This window comes from Parasphingorhabdus cellanae, from assembly GCF_017498565.1.
GTDB lineage: Bacteria > Pseudomonadota > Alphaproteobacteria > Sphingomonadales > Sphingomonadaceae > Parasphingorhabdus > Parasphingorhabdus cellanae.
Window position 1 is genome coordinate 3,717,854 of the sequence record NZ_CP071794.1, and the last position, 21,140, is coordinate 3,738,993.

The window sequence follows — 21,140 nt, forward strand, 5'->3', positions numbered from 1 at the left end:
ATGATCTGAGAATTGCCGCCCCGCTAGCAGCTACATAATGAGTCGGCAATGTGTGGCGCTGAGGGAATGGCACAACAGGGAGAATAATATGCGTCTGGCAGTATTAACCGGCGGCGGCGACGTTCCGGGCCTCAACCCTTGCATCCGGTCAATTGCGATGTCGGCTTGGCAGCGCGGCTGGGATGTTATTGGCCTGCGCCGGGGCTGGGAAGGGGTGCTGGAGACCGATCCGACGGATCCCTGGTCGCTGGAAAATTCCGCGATGGTGCTCGACAAGGATGCGGTGCGCGGGATTGACCGGCAAGGTGGAACCATATTGCACAGCTCTCGGTGTGACCCGCGGGTAACCCCCGACGGAGATCAGACACAAAAGGTTCTCGACATATTGGATGCACTGAAAGTGGATGCTCTCATCACAATGGGCGGTGATGGTACATTGCGGTTTTCAGCCCATCTCGCCAGTTTGGGGCGCAATGTGATTTCCATCCCGAAGACGATGGATAACGATGTTTTTGGTACCGATTATTGTATCGGCTTTTCCACTGCTGTCACACGGTCAGTGGAAGCGATTAATGCGCTCCGAACCACGGTAGCGAGCCATGAACGGATAGCCGTTATCGAGCTGTTCGGGCGCCGGTCCGGAGAGACCGCTTTGTTATCCGGTTTTCTGTCTCAGGCTGATCGTACCGTTATTGCAGAAGTACCGGTGGATATTGATCAGCTATTGCCGCTATTGCTTGCAGACAAAGCAAATAATCCGGAAAGTTACGCCATTTGCCTGGTGTCAGAAGGCGCCAAGTTGGCAGGCAACGAAGTTGATGACGCCGAGATCAGCAAATCCAACACCAATCGTATCGGCGTGAATATCGGTACTCAATTGGCGAGAGAAATCGAGGCGCGGTCGCCCGAACGCACCATCGTGCAGGAATTGGCCTATCTGATGCGCGCTGGCGAACCCGATGCGATGGATCGGATGGTCGGCTTTGCATTTGGCGCTTTGGCGGTGCAGCTAATAGAGGAGGGCCGGACGTCCAACATGGTTTGCCTGACCGACGGCAATTATGGCGTTGTGCCTATTGGAACGCTGCTGGAAGGCACCAAAGGCGTGAATGTTTCTGGTTTATATGATGCGCGTCAATATCGCGCCAATCTTGTGCAGATAGAGGACATGCCGATGTTTCTATATTGAGCGCATGGGGACGGCTGTAACTATTAAGCCGTCGCGACGAATAGGGTGATGAGGGGATCACGAAATGACTATCGACCAAGCTGTTTTGCAAGAAGAACGCCTGTCACCATTTTTGCGAGTTACACTCCGAATATGGGTAAAGACCTATCGCTCAATCATATCGTTGATCAGCCCGCTTTTTGATCTACTGGTTCGACTATTTGTCGCGCAGGCTATATTCCGCTCGGGCGTCGTAAAATTGTCTGATTGGGATACAGCTCTCAATCTCGCACGCTTTGAATATCCGGTGTCATGGATGGCTCCTGAAACGGCTGCTGTGGTTGGCGTAACCATAGAAATTATAGCGCCGATATTGCTGTTAGCGGGCCTGTTTACGCGTGGCGCAGCCTTGGCGATCTTGACCCTGTTGGCAATTAGTCAGATTGAATATATTCCGACCGATCTGAATCTTTGGTTGATTGCCATATCGGGATGGTATGTTTTGCGCGGAGCAGGAGGCTTTTCCTTTGATCGCGCCGTTGCCGGCGGATTGGGCGACAGCGCTTTGCCATTTGCGCGGCCAGTCATGGGCTTGTTCCGGTTTTTGACCGATAAGGTAGCACCTGTATGGTTGCTCGCCATTCGGATATGGTTAGCAGTAACATTGCTTGCCGTGGTTGGCATCATCGGTTTGGCAGGTCCGGACGTTTTTCTGCCGGTCAAAAGCTTTGCCGATATTAATCCCGCATTGGCTGTCTGTTTGGCGGTGTTACTCATCATCGGACTCGTTGTTCCTGTAACGGGTCTAATGCTTATACTCTCGCTCAGCACATTGGCTGTCATGGGGCTGCATCCTGATCTCACATTTTATCCGATGTTGCTCTTTGGATTGATCGCCATATTTGGTGCGGGCTATTTGTCGGTCGACCGGATGATTTCCGGCTGGCTGGAATCCAATATATTGTTCGACCGGAAATATGAGGATGTGCCCGAGAACTGGCCGCATATTGTTGTTGTGGGCGCTGGCTTTGGCGGTCTGGCCTGCGTTGGTAAACTCAAGAACCTGCCAGTGCGTATCACTCTAATTGACCGACATAACTATCATTTGTTTCAGCCGCTGCTCTATCAAATTGCAACGGCTGCGCTGTCGCCAGCGGATGTGGCCACTCCTATACGGGGGTTGTTCCGCAACGATGGTAACGTCCGCGTATTGCTGGGCGAAGTAAGCAGTATTGATAGCGCCAAGAAAACACTGACCTATGGCCAGAATGGCCTGGACTACGATCATCTGGTGCTGGCTACAGGTGCATCGCACAGCTATTTCGGCAAAGATGAATGGGCGCCTTTTGCGCCTGGCTTGAAGACTATCGAGGATGGCGTTTCGGTCCGAGGTCATGTGCTGCGCGCGTTTGAGCGGGCAGAATCATCCAATGATTCGGAACGGGTTAAACGTCTGCTGACTTTTGTGATTGTCGGTGCGGGGCCGACCGGTGTTGAGCTGGCTGGTGCCATTGCCGAACTCGCGCATCATGGTCTGAAAGACGAATTTAGCCGGATTGATCCCGCGCAGGCGCAGATCATTCTCGTGCAATCGGGTGATCGGATATTGCCAGCCTTTCCCGAAGAGTTGTCGGCTCATGCTGCGGCCTCGCTCAGCAATTTGGGCGTGGATATTCGCTTGAAATCACGCGTGACAGATATTTCAGCTGATCGGGTGAAAATTGGCGACGATATGGAGATCGCGACCGAGACCGTACTTTGGGCTGCAGGGGTGATTGCATCTCCGGCAGGAAAATGGCTGGAAGCCGATACCGATCGGGCAGGGCGGGTCGCAGTAGACGACTATATGCGGGTTGCGGGGCACGAAAATGTCTTTGCAATAGGTGATACAGCGGGCAGCAACGCTTGGGATGGCAATCCGGTTCCGGGACTGGCACCTGCAGCCAAGCAAGCCGGCGCATATGTTGCCAGCTACATTCAAAACCAGCTTCTCGACGACAAACAAATGGCTCCTTTCAAATATAAGCATCAAGGCAGCCTCGCGACCATCGGTCGGAAAAGCGCGGTCGCCGATTTTGGCTTTATGAAATTACACGGGGCGCTCGCCTGGTGGCTTTGGGGCGCGGTGCACGTTGGCTTCCTTTCTGGCATGCGGAACCGGATAGCGGTATTGGTGAACTGGATATGGTCCTATTTCACACTGCAGCTCGGTATCCGGCTGATCACAGGCAAGGATAGCGGCGCTTAGAGATGTGTTTAAATCAAGCCTTTTGACCGGAAGGACGTGTGTCCGTCCTTGCCGATGATGATATGATCATGCACCGCGATACCCAATTTACGTCCGGCATCGCATATATCTTTGGTAATCGCGATATCCTGGCGGCTGGGCGCGCTGTCTCCACTGGGATGATTATGGACCAATATAATTGCCGCTGACCCCAGCTCCAGCGCGCGCTTGATCACTTCTCGCGTATATATAGCAGCCTGATCGATCGACCCTTCGCTGACCAACTCGTCGCGAATCAAACGGTTTTTGCTGTTGAGATGCAGCACCCGGACCCGTTCATGGACCAGATGCGCCATATCGGCACGGAGATAGTCCAGCAGAGCCTGCCAGCTGGTCAGGATTGGCTGCTCGCGGATGGGTTCAGAAATAAGCCGCAATGCAGCCGCTTGAACAATCTTGATGGCCGCAGCGCTGGTCTCGCCCATGCCTGGGACTTTCTGAATCGATTGTCCGTCGGCAGTTAACAAAGCCGATAGACCACCAAATGTTTCGATCAGTTCCTTTGCCAGCGGCTTGGTATCGCGGCGTGGGATGGCAATGGCCAGCAGATATTCAACCAATTCATGATCGAGCAGCGTATCGCCGCCGCCATTGAGTAGCCGTCCGCGCAGCCTCGCGCGATGGCCTTTTCCATGATGGATTTTGGAAATTTCTGCATCATCCAATTTGGCCATAACGAAACATAGCCAGTTTGCGCGCAAATGGGATAAGAAAGCCGATTTTTAGTATTAATTGGCCGAATATGTCCAATCGTGAATAAATATCATAAAAACTGTACAGTTGCTCCACTTGTACATTGCAACTTAAGCTAGACTTCTGCATTTCAGCTGGGATGGAGGAAGAAATTGAACCAGGCCCTTTGGGCAGCCGATTGCGGCCAAGGCTATTCGTCTATCTGATCCTCTTTCTATTGCTTGTTGGTTTCATTGTGCTGTGGTTCAGTCGGATTACCATTGCTGACAATTTTGTTCGTGGCGAGTTGGATAAACGGGGCGTGGAAGCCAGTTACGAAATTGAAGATATCGGTTTTCGCAAACAGACCATTCGCAATCTGGTGATTGGCGATCCCGACAAGCCTGACCTGACCGCTGATCTGGTTGAAATCGGCAACAGCCTGGGCACTGACGGCGCTGGCATAAACTGGGTGAGAGCCACTGGGGTCAAGGCCTTTGGTCGCTTGCGCGATGGCAAGCTATCCTTTGGGGCGCTCGATAAGTTTTCTGACCCAGAGGATGATAGCCCTTTGGCGCTACCCGATATTTCGCTGACGCTTGAAAAGGCCCAACTGCGGATCGACAGCGACTACGGTCCGATTGGGCTGGCGCTGAACGGAGCCGGCAATTTGCATAATGGCTTTGAAGGCGAACTTGCTGCTTTGAGCGAAGAGCTCGAATTGGGCGGCTGCGCAATTTCGAAGCTCAGCTACTTTGGTGAAATCGCGATTAGCGAGCGCAAGCCCCGCTTGGATGGTCCATTGCGGTTGCCAACCGTCCAATGTCCGGAATTGGATGTTTCTGCACAAGATGTCGGTGTTCAGCTGGCTTTGGAGTTGGGACAGGATTTTACGAGCTGGACTGGCGATGCGGGGATATCAAGCGGACCTGCAGTTTTTTCAGATTACAGTGCCAAAGCAGTTAAATCGACTATTTCCTTTACCGGTGACCTGGATCGCAGCAGCGGGAATATCGACCTCACGACAAATGACGTGACATCACCATATGGCCGCGCCGAAATTGGACGAGTCAGCGGACCATTTCAAATCGGCTATGGCGATGATCCTATGACAGCACGGTTTGAAGGCACTCCTGAAATCCGGTCTGCAAAAATATCTAATGGCCTGATGAAGCAAACCGCTGGTTGGGCAGCATCAACTGACGAAACACCAATAGGACCAATTGCCAAAAAACTTGCCAATGCGATCCGGAATGCTGGCAACTCGCTCAATCTCACTGGTGATGTGAAGTTTGAGATGGAGGCAGATGGAACCAAGTTGGCGATCAACGCATTAAACGCAACATCGCGGTCCGGTGGAGAGATGATGCTGGATGACGCCATTTTACTAACCTTTATCGGCGATGATGTGAAGATGCTGGCAGAAGGCGACCTTCTTTTGAATGGTGGCGGCTTTCCGGATGCACAAATCGACCTAAATGATGGCAGTCTGGTAAACGGTTTTTCCGGCAGCCTGCAAATGGCTGCTTATCAAGCGGGCACAGCAAAGCTTAATATCCCTAACCTTGATTTTTCGCCCTCCAGTGGCGGCGGCACTAATATCGATGGCCGTATCATGCTGTCGGGGCCGTTCGCCGATGGGCAAGTCACCGGGCTGCAAATTCCAATCAAAGGTGTGATTGGCGGACGTGGTGGATTTTCCCTTTATCGTGAATGTGTCGACCTGCAATTTGCCAGCTTGCGAACAGCTGCTTTTGTCGCTGGTCCGACGCGGACAAGATTATGTCCGGCCGGGAATGCAGGCATCGTCTCAAATAGTGGTAGCGGAGTGAATATCGCAGCCAATGCTCCGTCATTTGACCTTAACGGTGCAGTTGGCGGCACACCGCTTGCCCTGTCCAGCGGTGCACTCGGTTTTTCAATGAGCAAAGGCATGACCGCTGAAAATGTCTCTGTTCGCATGGGTACACCGGACAGCATGACAAAGTTCGATATGGCCTTGGTAAGTGCTGCATTTGGCCGCGTCGTTACCGGCAAAATCAAGGGTGGTGAGGGGCAGATAGCGAATGTTCCGTTATTGTTTGACGATGTAGATGGAGATTGGCGTTTCGTTGACGGGGCCTTTTTGGCAGATGCACAGCTTCGGGTGCGCGACGCCAAACAAGTAGAGCGCTATCGGCCATTGATCAGCAACAATGTACAGTTGAAATTTGCCGACGGGGAAATTACCGCAGATGGTCTTTTGCGAGAGCCGACGACCCAGCGCGCAGTCGCAACTGTCAGCATGAACCATAGGCTTGACAACACTACAGGAGAGGCAATTATCGATGTCTCAGGGCTGACTTTTGATGATCAGCTTCAACCCGAAATGCTCACGCCATTGACGCTTGGTGTCATCGCAAATGTCAATGGCGCGGTGACCGGTACCGGAAGAATTAACTGGGACGCGCAAAAAGACGGCGTTCAGAGTACGGGCGTTTTTCGCACCGATTCTATTAATCTTGCAGCAGCATTTGGACCAGTCACCGGTCTTGCGGGGGAAATCAGGTTTTCGGACTTGCTCAGTCTGGAGACAGCACCGGGCCAACAGGTTCGAATGGCCGAGGTCAATCCTGGTGTAGCGGCTTTTAATGGCGAGCTTTTCTATCGTTTGCTGCCGGACTATAAAATGCAGGTTGAGGGAGGCCAATGGCCGTTCGCCGGCGGGATGCTGTATCTGGAACCCACGATCCTTGACCTTGGAGAGGATGCGGAGAGAAGGCTAGAATTTACAGTTGTGGGTGTCGATGCAGCGCAGTTTCTGACTCAATTTGATTTTGAAAATCTGACCGCCACAGGCGTTTTTGACGGGAAATTGCCGATGATCTTCGATCAGGATGGTGGTCGGATCGCCGGTGGTTATTTGGTCGCACGAAAAGGCGGTGGTTCGCTCGCCTATATTGGTGAGTTGACCTATGAAGATATGGGCACTTTTGCAAATTTTGCCTTTAACGCTCTGAAATCGTTAAAATACCAGCAATTGACGATCGGCATGGATGGCGCAATTGACGGCGAAATTATCACCGAAGTAAAGTTTGCCGGGCTCCAACAGGGAGATGATGCGAGTAAGAACTTCATTACCAAGCAACTGGCCAAAATTCCGCTGGAATTTAATGTGCGGATCCAGGCACCCTTCATGCAGCTAATGAGCAGTGCAAAGGCTTTTTACGAGCCAGAAATATTAGTCGGTCAAAATTTACCGGCTTTGCTCAGGGCGCAGGAAGAGCGGGCTGCGGAGGCCGCCAAAGCATTGGAAAACAATTCTGAATCAACTGTTCAGCCACGGGAAAGCGACAATGAACCATAAGATAAGTCAATTGACGGATGCATCTGGAAATGCGATTCGTTCAATTATGAAGAGTAGGAAGACATCTGGCCTGATATCGGGTGTCACCTTGGGGCTAAGTGCCGTTCTGGCAGGATGTGTGCAGGTTTCTGCGCCCGACAAACCCATCGTGATCAACTTGAATATCAACATAAAACAGGAAGTCGTCTATCGGCTGGATGGCGACGCAAAAGATTTGATTAACAGTGAAGCGGAGATTTTCTGATGTTTGAGTTTATACGGAAAAATAGAGCAGTTGCCGTTGTTGGCGGATTGGCTTTGACCGCAATAGTTGCGACGCCGGTAATGGCACAGCGCGATCCCGCCTATGCTGCAGCGCGTTCTTCTGGCGTGATTGGTGAGAAGCCCGATGGATATCTGGGTTATGTGACATCGCCATCAGCGTCTGTTAAAGCCATGGTCGAGGATTTGAATATTAAGCGTAAGGCGGCTTACACCCGGAAGGCGCAGGAAACAAATTCCACAGTGGAGCAATTTGCATTTACTTCTGGGTGCAATTTAATCATGCGCACGGATGCTGGCGAGAAATACCAGGCTCCGGACGGCAGCTGGCAGACCAGAACATCGGCAGCTCCCACGCGGGATTCGCGTTGCCCTTAAGTTCAATTGAACACAATATTTTTACATCAAGCGCGCCAGCAATTTTGGCGCGCTTTTTTTTGATTTAAATTCCTGAATTTTTATCGAAATTTCTGCAGTGCAGCATCGCTGTTGACTTGGCGCACCCGCTTTTCTAAACGGGCGCGGTTAGCGGGGCTACTCGCTGTCGTGAGTAGAACCAAGTTAATCGGCTTTGTCGCTGATTTTCAACAGTTTTTCACAGAATCACGACAGAGAATGGACCCGGTAAGTCTGATGGACGATGATGCTAAGATAGACGCGTTAAAAAAGCGGATCGATCAAGCGACGTCGGAAGAAGCCGTTAGATCAGGCAAAACCCAAAAAGGGGTCGATGATAATTATCGGCTCGGAAACCGGGTTTTGGCGGATTTGATTGCGGGTATTGGTGGCGGTGCATTGGTCGGCTGGGTGCTGGACCATTTTATCGGAACCTCGCCTTGGCTTCTTTTGGTATTCCTGTTTCTAGGGATCATCGTGGCGTTCAGAAATATTATTAAACTCTCAAATGAGAGCGCAAAAAAGCACAAGTGATTTTGCGTACCATTTGAAAAACAGGGGTCCCTTGCGTGGCGACTGAAGAAGGTAAAATCGATCCAATGTACCAGTTCGAGGTACAGACGATTTTTGAGGGCTTTTCGTTGGGCGGTCAACAGATCGCTTTAACCAATAGCGCCGTATGGATGATGTTTTCCGTAGCCGCTTTATGGGCTTTTATGCTTGGCGGTATGAAGCGCGAGCTCGTGCCGGGGCGCTGGCAAATGATGGTCGAGGGCTTTACCGGCTTTATCGACAATATGATGGATGCGAATATCGGTCCGGCTGGCCGGAAATATGCGCCTTATGTATTTTCGCTCTTTATGTTCATATTATTTTCCAACGTTTTGGGCCTGCTGCCGGTAGGCGTGCTGGGTCTGCATCCCTTTACAGTGACCAGTCATTTGACGGTGACCGGTGTATTGGCAATTATCAGCTTCTCGATTGTTTTGATCGTTGGTTTTGCCAAGCATAAGCTTCACTTTTTCTCACTATTCGTTCCGCATGGCACGCCACTCCCAATGATTCCGTTTATTTTCATTGTTGAGCTATTGTCCTTCCTGGTTCGTCCTTTCAGCCTTGCACTGCGTTTGTTTGTAGCCATGACTGCGGGCCACATATTGCTGAAGGTTTTGGCGGGCTTTGTCATCAACAGTTCCAACGCAGGCGCCGGTTATGGCGTGCTCGTCGGTATCCCAAGTTTTGCGCTAATGATTGGTATTAGTGCTCTCGAATTGCTGGTGGCGGTTGTGCAGGCCTATGTGTTTGCGTTGCTGACATCGCTTTACATAAATGATGCAGAAAACCTGCATTGATTTGAAACAAGACTTTATTTCCAAACGATATTTTTGAACAGGAGTTATTATCATGGACGCAGAAGCAGCAAAATTATTGGGCGCAGGTCTGGCAGCAATTGGTGCCGGTGTAGCCGCCGTAGGTGTGGGTAACGTATTCGGAAGCTTCCTGGAAAGCGCATTGCGCAATCCATCAGCTGCTGACGGCCAACAGGGCCGTTTGTTCATCGGCTTTGCCGCTGCCGAGCTTTTGGGTCTGCTGGCATTTGTTGTCGCAATGATCCTGATTTTCGTTGCCTAATAATGATGTGAAACGAGCGGGGCGGCATTTGAACCGCTCCGCTGTTTCAAAATATTGGAGCCTCTGGTTCAATGCCACAAATTGATCAAATCGCCGCAACCTATGGATCTCAGATTTTCTGGCTTTTGCTGACATTCGGGATTACATTTTTTGTCATCGGTTTAGGCATGTTTCCGAAAATTCAAGGTACGGTTGATGCCCGGGATAAGCGGATTGCCGATGATCTTGAAGCGGCGCGTGCCGCTAATGTGACAGCGGACGAACTGGAAGAAAGCTACCGTGTCAAAATGGAAAATGACCGTAGCGAAGCGCAGGCCCTGGTAGAAGCGAGCAAGGCGAAGGCCAATGCCGCTGCGGAAAAGCGCAAAGATAAAGCCAATGCTGATATTGCCACCAAACTGGCGGCAGCAGAAGCGGACATCAAGGCGCGTGCCGGCGAAGCGTTAAAAGAGATTGAAGGCGTTTCCGCCGAAGTGGCGCAGGATATGGTTGCCAAAATTTCCGGTGCGAAAGTAACCAAAGCGGCAGCATTGAAAGAAACAAAGGCAGCTTTGAAACATGGTTGAAGCACAAGCACAGACAGATCAATCCAGTTCCGGACCAGAGGCCATGGACGCGGCGTCTGAAACGGTAGCAGAGCGGCTTGATACGCCGTTGGATAACGAACCTATGCCTGTTACCGGAGTGGAAGCGCTGGAAACAGGATCAACCGACGCGCATGTTTCGCCAGCGGTATTCGGTTTGGATGCAACCGTTTTTGTATCATTGTCGATGTTGGTTGTCGTTGCCCTAGTGCTTTGGAAAAAGGTGCCGGCGCTTATTGGTGCATCACTGGACAAGAAAATCGCCGATATTCGTGAGCAATTGGACGAAGCGAAAAAGCTGCGTGAAGAATCCGAAGAGCTGCGCGCAAAATATGAATCCCGTTTGCGAGCTGCCGACGACGAAGCAGCTGAAATCTTGGCGCAAGCAGAAAGCGAAGCCGAATTGGTGGTTGCGGATGCCAAAAAAGCCACGACCGATCTTATCGCTCGCCGCAAAAAAATGGCCGAAGATAAAATTGCCGCTGCCGAACGTGCCGCGGTTGCCGATGTTCGGGCAAAAGCAGCCAGTGCGGCCACGGTTGCGGCGCAGAACTTAATTGCCGCAAAGCATGATGCAGCTGCAGACAAGAGCCTGATCGACAAAACGATCAGCGATTTGGGTACTAAACTTAACTAATTCAGAGCATTTTGGCTTGGATTGGGCGCTGGTAATCATCAGCGCTCACGCTTAGATATAGATCATGTCAGGCCCACAATCTCCCGACCGTTTTAACGAAGACAAGGCGACCTATGCCGTACGCGGCAATGAAACACCGGACCTTGAAACGGGCATGGCGGCGATCCGTGAGACCTTAAATACACTACCGACCCGACCGGGCGTCTACAGGATGCAGGATAGTCGCGGCGATGTCCTTTACGTCGGCAAGGCCCGTTCCCTGAAAAACCGGGTCGGGTCCTATGTCCAGATGAACCGACTACCGCACAGATTGCTTCGTATGGTCGCGCAAACCCGGTCCATGACCATCGTGACGACGGGCAGCGAGGCAGAAGCACTGCTGCTTGAAGCGCAGTTGATTAAAAAATTTCGTCCCGCCTATAATGTGCTACTGCGCGACGACAAAAGCTTTCCCTTCATCTTGTTACGCGAGGATCATGACTTTCCGCGTATCCAGAAACATCGCGGGGCGCAAAAAGCGAAGGGCAGATATTTCGGACCCTTTGCCAGCGCAGGATCAGTCAATCAAACGCTGAACGCTTTGCAAAAGCTGTTTCTACTCAGATCCTGTACCGACAGTTTTTTCAACAACCGCTCGCGGCCTTGCTTGCTCTATCAAATCAAACGCTGCTCGGCGCCTTGCGTGGACCGGATTTCCAAGAATGATTATGCAGAGTTGGTTGAGGATTCGCGCAACTTCCTCTCTGGAAAATCTACGGAGGTGCAACAAAAACTGGGCGCGCAGATGGAGAAAGCGGCGGAAGATCTCGATTTCGAGATGGCGGCGCTTTATCGCGACCGCTTAAAGGCGCTTACCTTCATTCAGGGTAATCAGGCTGTTAACGCTGCAGGTCTGCCAGACGCAGATATATTCGCGCTGGCGGCCAAGGGTTCTACGGTTTGCGTACAGGCGTTTTTTATCCGCGGTGGGCAGAATTGGGGGCATCGCAGCTTCTTTCCGGCGCATACAACCCATGTTGAGATCGAAGAGGTGTTCTCCAGTTTCCTGATGCAATTTTATGATCGGATGCCGCCGCCGAAACTGGTATTGCTGGATCGCGAACTGCCTGATGAGGCTTTGTTGTCGGAAGCGCTTGGTACCCGCGCGGATTACAAGGTTAGCGTTTCAAAGCCCCAGCGGGGTGATCGCTTGAAGCTGCTCAAACAAGCGAGCCGAAACGCTGAGGAGGCGCTGGACCGGCGTTTGGCCGAATCATCTACCCAAGCGAAGATTATGCGTGAAATGGTCGATCTGCTGGAACTGGAAACAGTGCCAGACCGCATCGAGATTTACGATAACAGTCATATTCAAGGAACAAATATGGTCGGCGGTATGGTTGTTGCCGGGCCCGAGGGTTTTCGTAAAAATGCTTATCGCAAGTTCAACATCAAAAACCCTGACACCAAGCCCGGTGATGATTTCGCGATGATGCGAGAGGTGCTCGAACGGCGTTTCGCGCGTGCCCAAAAAGAGGATCCGGATCGGGAGAAGGGTGAATGGCCGGATCTCGTTCTGATCGACGGCGGTAAGGGGCAGATGAGTGCTGCGAAGGACGCGCTAGCGGAAATTGGAGTCGAAGATGTCAATATGATCGGCGTGTCCAAGGGGCCGGATCGCAATGCTGGGCGCGAGACTTTTCATTTTATCGACGGCCGAGAACTGAACTTGCCGATTAACAGCCCGGTGCTGTTTTACCTTCAACGCTTGCGCGACGAAGCACACAGGTTCGCGATTGGCGCGCATCGTCAGAAACGCGCTAAAACCGTTGGTCACAGTTCGCTCGATGATGTGCCGGGTATCGGTCCGGCTCGGAAAAAGGCGATGTTGCTGCATTTCGGAACCGCGCGGGCTGTGAAGAATGCATCGTTGGAAGACCTGCAGGGTGCACCCGGAGTTTCTGCAACTGTGGCGCAAAAAGTATATGACTATTTCCATGGCTAGCCTGCGAACCTCTGCGATTATCTGTTCCGTCCGGCAACATGGCGAACATGGTGCGGTGGTGCGCTCACTGACCCCGAGAAATGGATTGATGGCGGGCTATGTACGCGGTGCACGTTCACGAACGATGCGACCGGTGTTGATTCCTTCCAACATCGTGCAAGCCGATTATCGCGTGCGGACCGAGGCTCAACTCGCGTCGATGACGGCCGAATTGCAGCAAAGCCGGGGGCCGTATCTTGGGGAGCCTTTGGCCAGTTCCGCGCTGGGCTGGGTAACCGCGCTGACCGCTGCGATATTACCGGAAGAGCAAAATTATCCGCAGCTTCACTCGGCTCTGTCTGCCTTGCTGGATGCAATATGCGGTGCGCCATCGGCCAAGGGTTGGGCTGTAGCGTTGGTGCGCTATGAGCTGTTATTGTTGTCAGAGCTGGGATTTGGCTTGTCGCTCGATAGATGCGCAGTGACGGGCAGCGCGGATGATTTGGTCTATATTAGTCCCAAAAGTGCGACAGCGGTAAGCCAAGGGGCAGGGCAGATTTACAAGGATAGGCTCTTACCGTTACCAGACTTTCTAAAGGGCACAGCGAGTCCTGAATGGGATGATATTTTTGATGGTTTGAAGGTCACAGGGTTTTTTCTCAAACGTCACTTTTTCGAAGACAGCCGGAATGACGTCATGGCGGCGCGCTCGGTTTTGGTAGATCGATTAAAAAGGGTGGTTGCCTAATCCCGTTGAGCGGGGCAGGGAGTAGCGGAAACTTGGCCAAGAATTCTGGGGAGAATAACATGCATATTGCGGTGCTTGCAGGTGACGGCATTGGTCAGGAAATCATGGTCGAAGCCTTGCGGGTATTGGACGCTCTGGGACTCCCTGATTTGCGTTTGGATCATGCGGATGTCGGCGGCGTGGCATACAAGAACCACGGTCATCCATTGCCGCCAGAGACCCTGGAATTGGTCATGGCCGCCGATGCCGTATTATTTGGAGCGGTGGGTGATCCCGAATGCGATGATCTGGAACGCCATTTGCGCCCGGAACAAGCCGTGCTTGGATTGCGCAAGGAAATGCAGACATTCGCCAACTTGCGCCCTGCGAAAGCTTTTGCCGGGCTTGAAAACCTCTCTGCCCTGAAGCCGGATATCGCGGGTGCGATTAATCTATTGATTTTCCGGGAACTGACCGGCGATATCTATTTCGGTGAAAAAGGCCAACGCACCACAGACGCAGGGTTACGCGAAGGCTATGATATCATGGCCTATGATGAGGAAGAGATCAGCCGTATCGCCCATATCGCGTTCAATGCGGCACAGGGGCGCCGCAAAAAGCTATGCTCAGTGGACAAAGCGAATGTGTTGCAAACATCGGTTTTGTGGCGGGCAGTCGTTAATGAAGTTGCCGCCGATTACCCGGATGTCGAACTCAGTCATATGTATGTCGACAATGCTGCGATGCAGCTGGTGCGCAATCCAGGGCAGTTTGATGTTATGCTAACCGGGAATATTTTCGGTGATATCCTCTCTGACCAGGCCAGCATGTGTGTCGGATCGATTGGGCTACTGGCGTCCGCGTCTTTGGGCACCGGAACCCGCGGACTCTATGAGCCGATTCATGGCAGTGCGCCGGACATAGCCGGGCAGGGTATTGCCAACCCCTCTGCGATGATCTTGTCCGCTGCGATGATGCTGCGCCACAGTTTCGATATGGAAGAAAAAGCTTCGCAGATTGAAAGGGCTGTGGCTGACGTTCTGCAGCAGGGGATACTCGGCCATGATCTGGGCGGCAGGGCATCGACATGTGAAATTGGCGATGCGGTTGTTGCACGGCTTGCCAGCTAAGCGCCAAGGGGCTTAAGAAAAGATATGAAAAGAGATACCGGTCAAGATCGCGCGATTACGAAAAACTGGCGCCCAGCAACGAAAGCCATTCGTAGCGGCACGATGCGCAGTGAATTTGGCGAGACATCGGAAGCCTTGTTCCTGACATCCGGTTACACTTATGACTGTGCCGAAGATGCGGCAGCCCGTTTTAATGGTGAGCAATCCGGCATGACTTACAGCCGCTTGCAAAACCCGACGGTGCAGATGTTGGAAGAGCGGATTGCGGTGATGGAAGGTGCGGAGGCCTGCCGTGCAACAGCGTCCGGTATGGCAGCAATGACTGCCGCATTGTTGTGCCAATTGGAAGCCGGTGATCATGTCGTGGCGAGCCGTGCCCTTTTTGGTTCTTGCCGCTGGTTGACCGACAGTCTGTTACCGAAATTCGGTATAGAGACCACGGTTATCGATGGCCGCGATATCGATAATTGGGAACAAGCGATCACGCCCAAGACAAAAGTATTCTTCTTTGAAACGCCAGCGAACCCGACCATGGACGTCATCGACCTGCGGTCTGTTTGCGATCTGGCACGGGCGAAAGGTATTATAAGTGTTGTCGACAATGCTTTCGCCACCAATGTTCTTCAGCGGCCGATGGAATTTGGTGCCGATATTGTAGCCTATAGCGCAACCAAGATGATGGACGGGCAGGGGCGCGTATTGGCTGGTGCTGTTTGTGGTACGGAAGAGTTTATCGAGGAAATTTTGCTGGCTTTTACCCGCAACACAGGTCCGACTCTAAGTGCGTTTAATGCCTGGGTTGTTCTGAAAGGACTCGAGACTCTTGACCTGCGTATCCGCAAGCAGAGCAATAATGCCTTAGAGGTGGGTAAGTTTTTGGAGCAACGGGTAGAAAAAATATTGCACCCTGGCCTACCCAGTCATCCGCAACATAATCTTGCGATGAGCCAGATGGAAGCGGCAGGACCGATCTTTTCGCTCTATGTTGGCGGCGGTCGCAAGCAAGCGCATAATCTACTTAACGCATTGAATCTTATAGATATATCGAATAATATAGGGGATAGTCGATCGTTAATGTGTCATCCCGCGTCGACGACTCATCATGGTCTGGGGGAGGACGCACGGTTAGAAATCGGGATCACTGAAGATATGTTAAGGATCAATGTCGGACTGGAAGACCCTATCGATTTGATCGAAGATTTGGATCAAGCCCTTTCGTCTGTTGGTCTTTGACGCTATTATAAATAGATGATGCAGGCGTTCTTCCCATTCTCAGAAACCACCGACGGGGTCACCGTAAGGGTATCGGTCACGTTTTTACCGGAGCAGTCAGACATAGATGGCCTGCGCTGGTTCTGGGCTTATCATATACGTATTGAAAACGAGCGTGATAGCGCGGTTCAACTACTAACCCGTCATTGGCGTATTTCTGACGCGCGCGGAGCTTTGCACAGAGTCGATGGTGACGGGGTGATTGGTGAACAACCTGTCATCCAACCGGGAAAATCGCATGACTATGTCTCTGGCTGCCCGCTCAATACGCCAAGCGGTGCGATGGCGGGTCATTTTATGTTTGTGGGTTCTGCACCGGACGCCTTTGAAGTTCGTATTCCTCACTTCCCTCTTACAGCACCAACTGTAGAGCAATGAAGCGTACCCATTTGCCGTTAAACGGGCTGCGTGTGCTCGATGCAGCGGCACGGCATCTCAGCTTCACACGGGCCGCAGATGAGCTTGCAGTCACGCCGGCGGCTGTCGGGCAGCAGATTAGAGCGCTCGAAGATATGCTGGGCGTTGTTATGTTTCGGCGCACACCGAAAGGACTGGAGCTGACCGATGAGGCGGCCGCAGGTCTGGACGCGCTGCGGTCAGGCTTTCTGGAATTTGAAGATGCTGTTCGGGCGATGCAAGCTGGTCAGTCTTCTCATAAACTGACCATCGCTGCACCGCGTGATCTGACGGCTAAATGGTTGAACGAGAGGCTGGCGAAATTCTCGCAGGACAATAAAGACGTCAGTTTTGCTGTTGTTGCTTCCGAAGGTGGCGCCGATTTTACCGAAGCCAATCTTGATGTGGCAATTGGTCTGACAGACGGACCTGGGGATAACGAAGGCGTGATCATTGGCGACACCATGTTCGTTAAAGTCGCTGCACCCGGCGGCAAGGCGGGTCAGAAAATTGACTGGCCCGGTTGTCCGATTTCTGAAGGCGAAGAAACGCTGATGCGGGTCGCTGATGGCGGATTAGCAATAGAGGCTGCTGCCAACGACTTTGGCCATGCATGGGTGCCAAAGATGCTGGTGCAGCAAGATATTGCAGCAGGTCGGGTTGAGGTGATCGGTGAGGATAGTAAATCCTCTCGCGGCTATTGGTTGGTTGCTCCGCTCCCGCAATGGCGGCAGAAAAAGGTCAAGGCACTAGTTGCAGCGCTTTCGGCATGACCTTCTCCGTTTTGTTGACGGAACGGCTGCGTTTGCGCCCGTTGCGACTGGAAGATGCCGATGCCCTTCATCCTGTCTTTGCAGATGCGGACCTAATGCGCTGGTGGTCCAGCGGGCCCCATAAATCTGTTTCAGAAACGCGGGAATATGTGGCGCAAAATTGCGAAGGGGAGCCTTGGCAAACTTGGGCGATAACCAGAATGCAAGACGATACGGCACTGGGTTGGGTAGTTTTCATTCATTCGAAAGACCGCCCGAATGTTAGAGAAATTGGTTATATCTTGAACCGTTCCGCTTGGGGAGCGGGAATAGCGCGAGAGGCGGTTAGCCGGGTGATCCGATATGGATTCGAAGAACTAGGTCTCCGACGCATCTACGCAGATGTTGATCCCGAGAATATGTCTTCGATCAAGCTATTAAAAGTTCTTGGTTTTCAACAGGAAGCGCATTTGCGGCAGGAATCAAAAACACATATCGGAATCCGCGACAGTTTGATATTCGGGTTGCTGCAAGATGACTGACAAAACGTCAGTCCGTAATCTAACGAGCCGCAACCAGGTTCAACAATCGGTTCATCATCAAAGTGAATTTGTCATTATCGACAGGCGCCTTGCTGTTGTTCCAGCTTCCCGAAACCACATAGCTTCTGCCTGATTTTGACTTGGTCAAAAAGGCCAAGGAAATGACGCCAGGTTCCGAACCACCTTTGCCGCCAATATAGCTCCATCGCAAAGCATCTCCTGGCGGGATCAAAGGGTTGATCTTGAGGATATTCTTTACCACTGGGTCCTCAATTTCTTCGATAATCTTTAGCAGCCCGGTAATATCGGAAGGTGCGGCAAACCATTCTATCGTGTCGATATGTTGGGGTTTGTTCGCCAGGTTGCTGATTTCGATCGATTCCGGGGAGAGCCCGATGCCATGTTTGCTGAGCAAATTCCTTTGTTCATTGTTGCTTGCAGCAATGTAGAGATCCCGAACATCTGCACTATTTGGCATTTTTAGGTCAAAAAACTCTACGGTGTTCAACATCGGAAGTATCTTGTCAGGCGCACGATGGCCGCTTTTATACACCATATCATCAATGGCCTTACTGCCGAGTTCGGTCATTAAAATATCTGTTGCGGTATTGTCGCTTACGGAAATCATTAGCGTCGCCAGGGCTTGCAGTGTCATCGGTGTTCCGTCCGGCCAGGTTTGTAAAACTCCGGACGGTAAGGACTTTCTATAGAGTGGAACAACATCGCTCCAACTTCGGTCGCTATTGGTTATCTTGGATGAGAGCGCGGCAAGGACATAGAGTTTGAACGTTGAGCCGATGGCAAGTTGCCGATCAGCATTTAGAGATGCCATGATGCTCGTCTGATCGGCGCTGATTTCGGCGATCTCAAATCCAGCAGCGCCAGGTAATGCTTCCATCTCGCGCTTGATCTTTTCGATGCTGTCGTCAGTCATATTGGCACCAGTGACTTGCAGTCCGATCACGGGATAAGGTGCAGAGCCATCCAGAACCATGCGCATTGCCAAAGTCGCCTTGGCATAAGCAATTTCGACCGTCCCATCCTGATTGCTCGCAGGAATGACACGGGCGATGGTGAGAGGTTCTCCATATTGTGTCTCAAGCTGTGCCACCAACGTCCGAAACTGAGTCACGGGGATTGCATCGAGAAACGAACTGGCAAAGAAACTTTCTTCTTGTTCTGAGCCTTTCAGAATTTCGAGTAATTGGGACGCGCGGTCTTGATATTCGGAAGAAGCAGTCGACATTTGTTCCGCCCTTGCTGGGGAGGGAACCCCTGCGGCGGCCATAATCGCAAACGCCAAGAAAATCCAGAACCGGCTTAGCCGATCAAGCATCAATGGCTTCCTCGTCAAGACTGGCGGCATTTTGTTGGATGAAATTAAATCGATGTTCGGGGTTTTTACCCATCAGCCGGTCGACAAGGTCCTTTACGACAGCCCGGTTTTCATATTCTTGCGGCAAAGTCACCCGGTACAGGGACCGCGTTTCGGGATCCATCGTAGTTTCTTTGAGTTGGCCCGGGTTCATCTCGCCGAGGCCTTTGAACCGACTGACGTCAACTTTCTTTCCTTTAAACGGACCGTTCTCAATTTCTGCGCGTGCTTCATCATCCTGTGCATACAGGCTCTTGCCACTGGCGGTCAGGCGATAAAGCGGAGGACGGGCAAGAAACAAATGGCCCTGACGAACCAATTCCGGCATTTCCTGAAAGAAATAGGTCATCAGCAGCGTAGCGATATGCGCGCCATCGACATCTGCATCCGTCATGATGATCACGCGTTCATAGCGTAAATTGTCCGGATCACAGTCTTTGCGAGTACCGCAACCAAGTGCCAATGTCAGATCGGCTATCTCCGAATTGGCAAAAATCTTGGCGCTATTGGCCGAAGCAACGTTGAGGATTTTGCCGCGTATGGGCAAAATGGCTTGGGTTTTACGATTTCGCGCCTGTTTTGCAGACCCGCCAGCGCTGTCTCCTTCGACAATAAATATTTCTGTGCCGTCTGCGTCATTGCCAGAACAATCGGTGAGCTTACCAGGCAAACGCACTTTGCGTCCACTGGTAGCGGTTTTGCGTTTGACTTCGCGTTCGGCTTTGCGTTTTAGCCGCTCGTCCATCCGTTCCATGACAAAACCAAGCAGCGCCTTGCCGCGGTCCATATTATCGGTCAGGAAATGGTCGAAATGATCGCGCACGGCATTTTCAACATATTTCGCGGCTTCGGGAGATGTCAGCCGGTCCTTGGTCTGGCTCTGGAACTGCGGATCACGGATGAAAACGGACAGCATCATCTCCCCGCCTGAGATAATATCGTCGGCAGTCAGCTGCGATGCCTTTTTTAGCTGCACCAATTCTCCAAAGGTTCGCATACCCTTAACCAGCGCGTTCCGCAGGCCGGTTTCATGAGTGCCGCCATTAGGTGTCGGAATGGTGTTGCAATACCAGCTGTAGCTGCCATCGGTCCAGATGGGCCAGGTTATGGCCCATTCAACACGCCCAGCATTATCAGGAAAATCCTGATTACCCGCGAAAAAGTCGGTTGTGACACATTCACGGCCACTCAATTGTTCGCGCAAATGATCAGATAAGCCACCAGGAAATTGAAACACGGCTTCTGCCGGAACATCTTCACTGGCCTGTTCTGGATCGCATTTCCAACGAATTTCAACGCCGGCGTAAAGATAGGCTTTAGACCGCGCCATCTTGAATAAGCGTGCCGGTTTAAACTTATTGCCGTTGCCAAAAATTTCAGTGTCGGGAATGAATGAAATGCTGGTTCCACGGCGATTGGGCGTGCTGCCGACTTCTTCTAGCTTGGATACGGCATTGCCCTGTGAAAAAGACTGTCGATAAATGGTTTTATTGCGCGCCACTTCGACAATAGTATCGGAAGACAGGGCGTTGACTACCGACACGCCAACACCATGCAAACCGCCTGATGTCGCATAAGCCTTGTCAGAGAATTTACCACCGGAATGCAACGTCGTCATGATAACTTCTAACGCTGATTTGTCGGGAAATTTGGGATGGGGGTCGACCGGAATTCCGCGACCATTGTCGGTGACGGTTAGGCGATTTTCGCTATCAAGGGTAATCTCGATGCGGCTCGCATGGCCGGCGACGGCCTCGTCCATGCTGTTATCGATGACTTCTGCAGCCAGGTGATGGAGTGCGCGTTCATCAATGCCGCCAATATACATTCCAGGGCGTTTGCGAACGGGTTCGAGACCTTCCAATACCTCAATAGCAGAGGCATCATATTCACCGGACTTCGAAGCGGGCGCTGAGCCATTTGGGGTATCGGCGCCGAAAAGATCATCAGACATAATGATCCTATAAGAGCGTGGGAGTCAGACTGGCAAGAGGCTTATTAGG

At 51.9% G+C, this 21,140-nt stretch carries 20 protein-coding genes; 17 read left to right on the forward strand and 3 right to left on the reverse strand.

All coding sequences use genetic code 11. The features are described from left to right. Nucleotides 1-88: 88 nt before the first annotated feature. Nucleotides 89-1,189, forward strand: a complete 1,101-nt coding sequence (locus J4G78_RS17820; protein ID WP_207987828.1) for a 6-phosphofructokinase — start codon at nt 89-91, stop codon at nt 1,187-1,189. A 64-nt stretch (nt 1,190-1,253) separates the two neighbouring features. Then, the gene (locus J4G78_RS17825; protein WP_207987829.1) at nt 1,254-3,416 is read left to right on the forward strand and encodes an FAD-dependent oxidoreductase; all 2,163 of its coding nucleotides are present in this window, start codon (nt 1,254-1,256) and stop codon (nt 3,414-3,416) included. 8 nt (nt 3,417-3,424) lie between these two features. Here J4G78_RS17825 and radC read toward each other — a convergent pair whose 3' ends face one another. Continuing rightward, nucleotides 3,425-4,129, reverse strand: a complete 705-nt coding sequence (radC, locus tag J4G78_RS17830) for a RadC family protein (RefSeq protein ID WP_207987830.1) — start codon at nt 4,127-4,129, stop codon at nt 3,425-3,427. A 158-nt stretch (nt 4,130-4,287) separates the two neighbouring features. On the opposite strand from radC, the gene J4G78_RS17835 reads away from it, so the two are divergent. The 15 genes from J4G78_RS17835 (at nt 4,288) to J4G78_RS17905 (ending at nt 17,762) form a co-directional block, all read left to right on the forward strand. Continuing rightward, nucleotides 4,288-7,473 (forward strand): intermembrane phospholipid transport protein YdbH family protein, encoded by a 3,186-nt coding sequence (locus tag J4G78_RS17835; protein ID WP_207987831.1) that lies wholly within the window; start codon nt 4,288-4,290, stop codon nt 7,471-7,473. Further along, complete coding sequence (locus J4G78_RS17840; RefSeq protein ID WP_375140344.1) at nt 7,463-7,717, forward strand: YnbE family lipoprotein; 255 nt, start codon at nt 7,463-7,465, stop codon at nt 7,715-7,717. The genes J4G78_RS17835 and J4G78_RS17840 overlap by 11 nt, the downstream gene beginning before the upstream one ends. Next, nucleotides 7,717-8,112 carry a YdbL family probable chaperone protein gene (locus tag J4G78_RS17845; protein ID WP_207987832.1) on the forward strand — a complete coding sequence of 132 codons (396 nt, stop codon included), beginning with the start codon at nt 7,717-7,719 and terminating at the stop codon, nt 8,110-8,112. Before J4G78_RS17840 ends, J4G78_RS17845 begins: the two co-directional genes overlap by 1 nt. A 237-nt stretch (nt 8,113-8,349) precedes the next feature. Next, complete coding sequence (locus J4G78_RS17850) at nt 8,350-8,664, forward strand: AtpZ/AtpI family protein (RefSeq protein ID WP_207990858.1); 315 nt, start codon at nt 8,350-8,352, stop codon at nt 8,662-8,664. Nucleotides 8,665-8,699: 35 nt separating this feature from the next. Beyond that, entirely contained in the window at nt 8,700-9,482 is a 783-nt protein-coding gene (locus tag J4G78_RS17855) for a F0F1 ATP synthase subunit A (protein WP_207987833.1), read from the forward strand. Between the two features lie 52 nt (nt 9,483-9,534). After that, the gene (locus tag J4G78_RS17860; RefSeq protein ID WP_108809819.1) at nt 9,535-9,762 is read left to right on the forward strand and encodes a F0F1 ATP synthase subunit C; all 228 of its coding nucleotides are present in this window, start codon (nt 9,535-9,537) and stop codon (nt 9,760-9,762) included. 71 nt (nt 9,763-9,833) lie between these two features. Continuing rightward, nucleotides 9,834-10,328, forward strand: coding sequence for a F0F1 ATP synthase subunit B family protein (locus J4G78_RS17865; RefSeq protein ID WP_207987834.1), 495 nt, complete (start codon nt 9,834-9,836; stop codon nt 10,326-10,328). Next, entirely contained in the window at nt 10,321-10,983 is a 663-nt protein-coding gene (locus tag J4G78_RS17870; RefSeq protein ID WP_207987835.1) for a F0F1 ATP synthase subunit B family protein, read from the forward strand. The genes J4G78_RS17865 and J4G78_RS17870 overlap by 8 nt, the downstream gene beginning before the upstream one ends. Nucleotides 10,984-11,047: 64 nt before the next feature. Next, complete coding sequence (gene uvrC / locus J4G78_RS17875) at nt 11,048-12,964, forward strand: excinuclease ABC subunit UvrC (protein ID WP_207987836.1); 1,917 nt, start codon at nt 11,048-11,050, stop codon at nt 12,962-12,964. Beyond that, on the forward strand, nt 12,957-13,691 hold the full coding sequence (recO, locus tag J4G78_RS17880) for a DNA repair protein RecO (protein ID WP_207990860.1): 735 nt from the start codon (nt 12,957-12,959) through the stop codon (nt 13,689-13,691). Before uvrC ends, recO begins: the two co-directional genes overlap by 8 nt. Nucleotides 13,692-13,750: 59 nt before the next feature. Next, nucleotides 13,751-14,800, forward strand: coding sequence for a 3-isopropylmalate dehydrogenase (gene leuB, locus J4G78_RS17885; RefSeq protein WP_207990862.1), 1,050 nt, complete (start codon nt 13,751-13,753; stop codon nt 14,798-14,800). Nucleotides 14,801-14,824: 24 nt separating this feature from the next. Further along, nucleotides 14,825-16,033 carry a trans-sulfuration enzyme family protein gene (locus J4G78_RS17890; protein ID WP_207987837.1) on the forward strand — a complete coding sequence of 403 codons (1,209 nt, stop codon included), beginning with the start codon at nt 14,825-14,827 and terminating at the stop codon, nt 16,031-16,033. Between the two features lie 18 nt (nt 16,034-16,051). Further along, entirely contained in the window at nt 16,052-16,450 is a 399-nt protein-coding gene (gene apaG, locus J4G78_RS17895; protein ID WP_207990863.1) for a Co2+/Mg2+ efflux facilitator ApaG/CorD, read from the forward strand. Next, a complete protein-coding gene (locus J4G78_RS17900) occupies nt 16,447-17,241 on the forward strand; it encodes a LysR family transcriptional regulator (RefSeq protein ID WP_207987838.1) in 795 nt (264 codons plus the stop codon). The genes apaG and J4G78_RS17900 overlap by 4 nt, the downstream gene beginning before the upstream one ends. Then, nucleotides 17,238-17,762 (forward strand): GNAT family N-acetyltransferase, encoded by a 525-nt coding sequence (locus J4G78_RS17905; protein WP_207987839.1) that lies wholly within the window; start codon nt 17,238-17,240, stop codon nt 17,760-17,762. Before J4G78_RS17900 ends, J4G78_RS17905 begins: the two co-directional genes overlap by 4 nt. A gap of 19 nt (nt 17,763-17,781) precedes the next feature. On the opposite strand, the gene J4G78_RS17910 is transcribed toward J4G78_RS17905, so the two are convergent. Beyond that, complete coding sequence (locus J4G78_RS17910) at nt 17,782-19,098, reverse strand: serine hydrolase (protein WP_207987840.1); 1,317 nt, start codon at nt 19,096-19,098, stop codon at nt 17,782-17,784. Then, nucleotides 19,091-21,091 carry a DNA topoisomerase IV subunit B gene (parE, locus tag J4G78_RS17915; protein WP_207987841.1) on the reverse strand — a complete coding sequence of 667 codons (2,001 nt, stop codon included), beginning with the start codon at nt 21,089-21,091 and terminating at the stop codon, nt 19,091-19,093. Before parE ends, J4G78_RS17910 begins: the two co-directional genes overlap by 8 nt. Between the last annotated feature and the right edge of the window lie 49 nt (nt 21,092-21,140).

Bases quoted from the DNA above. Each gene is read 5' to 3' on its own strand.
- J4G78_RS17835 (WP_207987831.1), top strand. From the start codon at position 4,288: ATGGAGGAAGAAATTGAACCAGGCCCTTTGGGCAGCCGATTGCGGCCA.
- J4G78_RS17870 (WP_207987835.1), top strand. From the start codon at position 10,321: ATGGTTGAAGCACAAGCACAGACAGATCAATCCAGTTCCGGACCAGAG.
- J4G78_RS17860 (WP_108809819.1), top strand. From the start codon at position 9,535: ATGGACGCAGAAGCAGCAAAATTATTGGGCGCAGGTCTGGCAGCAATT.
- J4G78_RS17845 (WP_207987832.1), top strand. From the start codon at position 7,717: ATGTTTGAGTTTATACGGAAAAATAGAGCAGTTGCCGTTGTTGGCGGA.
- J4G78_RS17840 (WP_375140344.1), top strand. From the start codon at position 7,463: ATGAACCATAAGATAAGTCAATTGACGGATGCATCTGGAAATGCGATT.
- J4G78_RS17890 (WP_207987837.1), top strand. From the start codon at position 14,825: ATGAAAAGAGATACCGGTCAAGATCGCGCGATTACGAAAAACTGGCGC.
- J4G78_RS17820 (WP_207987828.1), top strand. From the start codon at position 89: ATGCGTCTGGCAGTATTAACCGGCGGCGGCGACGTTCCGGGCCTCAAC.
- uvrC (WP_207987836.1), top strand. From the start codon at position 11,048: ATGTCAGGCCCACAATCTCCCGACCGTTTTAACGAAGACAAGGCGACC.
- J4G78_RS17865 (WP_207987834.1), top strand. From the start codon at position 9,834: ATGCCACAAATTGATCAAATCGCCGCAACCTATGGATCTCAGATTTTC.
- radC (WP_207987830.1), bottom strand. From the start codon at position 4,129: ATGGCCAAATTGGATGATGCAGAAATTTCCAAAATCCATCATGGAAAA.
- J4G78_RS17850 (WP_207990858.1), top strand. From the start codon at position 8,350: ATGGACCCGGTAAGTCTGATGGACGATGATGCTAAGATAGACGCGTTA.
- J4G78_RS17900 (WP_207987838.1), top strand. From the start codon at position 16,447: ATGAAGCGTACCCATTTGCCGTTAAACGGGCTGCGTGTGCTCGATGCA.
- apaG (WP_207990863.1), top strand. From the start codon at position 16,052: ATGCAGGCGTTCTTCCCATTCTCAGAAACCACCGACGGGGTCACCGTA.
- J4G78_RS17825 (WP_207987829.1), top strand. From the start codon at position 1,254: ATGACTATCGACCAAGCTGTTTTGCAAGAAGAACGCCTGTCACCATTT.
- J4G78_RS17910 (WP_207987840.1), bottom strand. From the start codon at position 19,098: ATGCTTGATCGGCTAAGCCGGTTCTGGATTTTCTTGGCGTTTGCGATT.
- J4G78_RS17905 (WP_207987839.1), top strand. From the start codon at position 17,238: ATGACCTTCTCCGTTTTGTTGACGGAACGGCTGCGTTTGCGCCCGTTG.
- leuB (WP_207990862.1), top strand. From the start codon at position 13,751: ATGCATATTGCGGTGCTTGCAGGTGACGGCATTGGTCAGGAAATCATG.
- parE (WP_207987841.1), bottom strand. From the start codon at position 21,091: ATGTCTGATGATCTTTTCGGCGCCGATACCCCAAATGGCTCAGCGCCC.
- recO (WP_207990860.1), top strand. From the start codon at position 12,957: ATGGCTAGCCTGCGAACCTCTGCGATTATCTGTTCCGTCCGGCAACAT.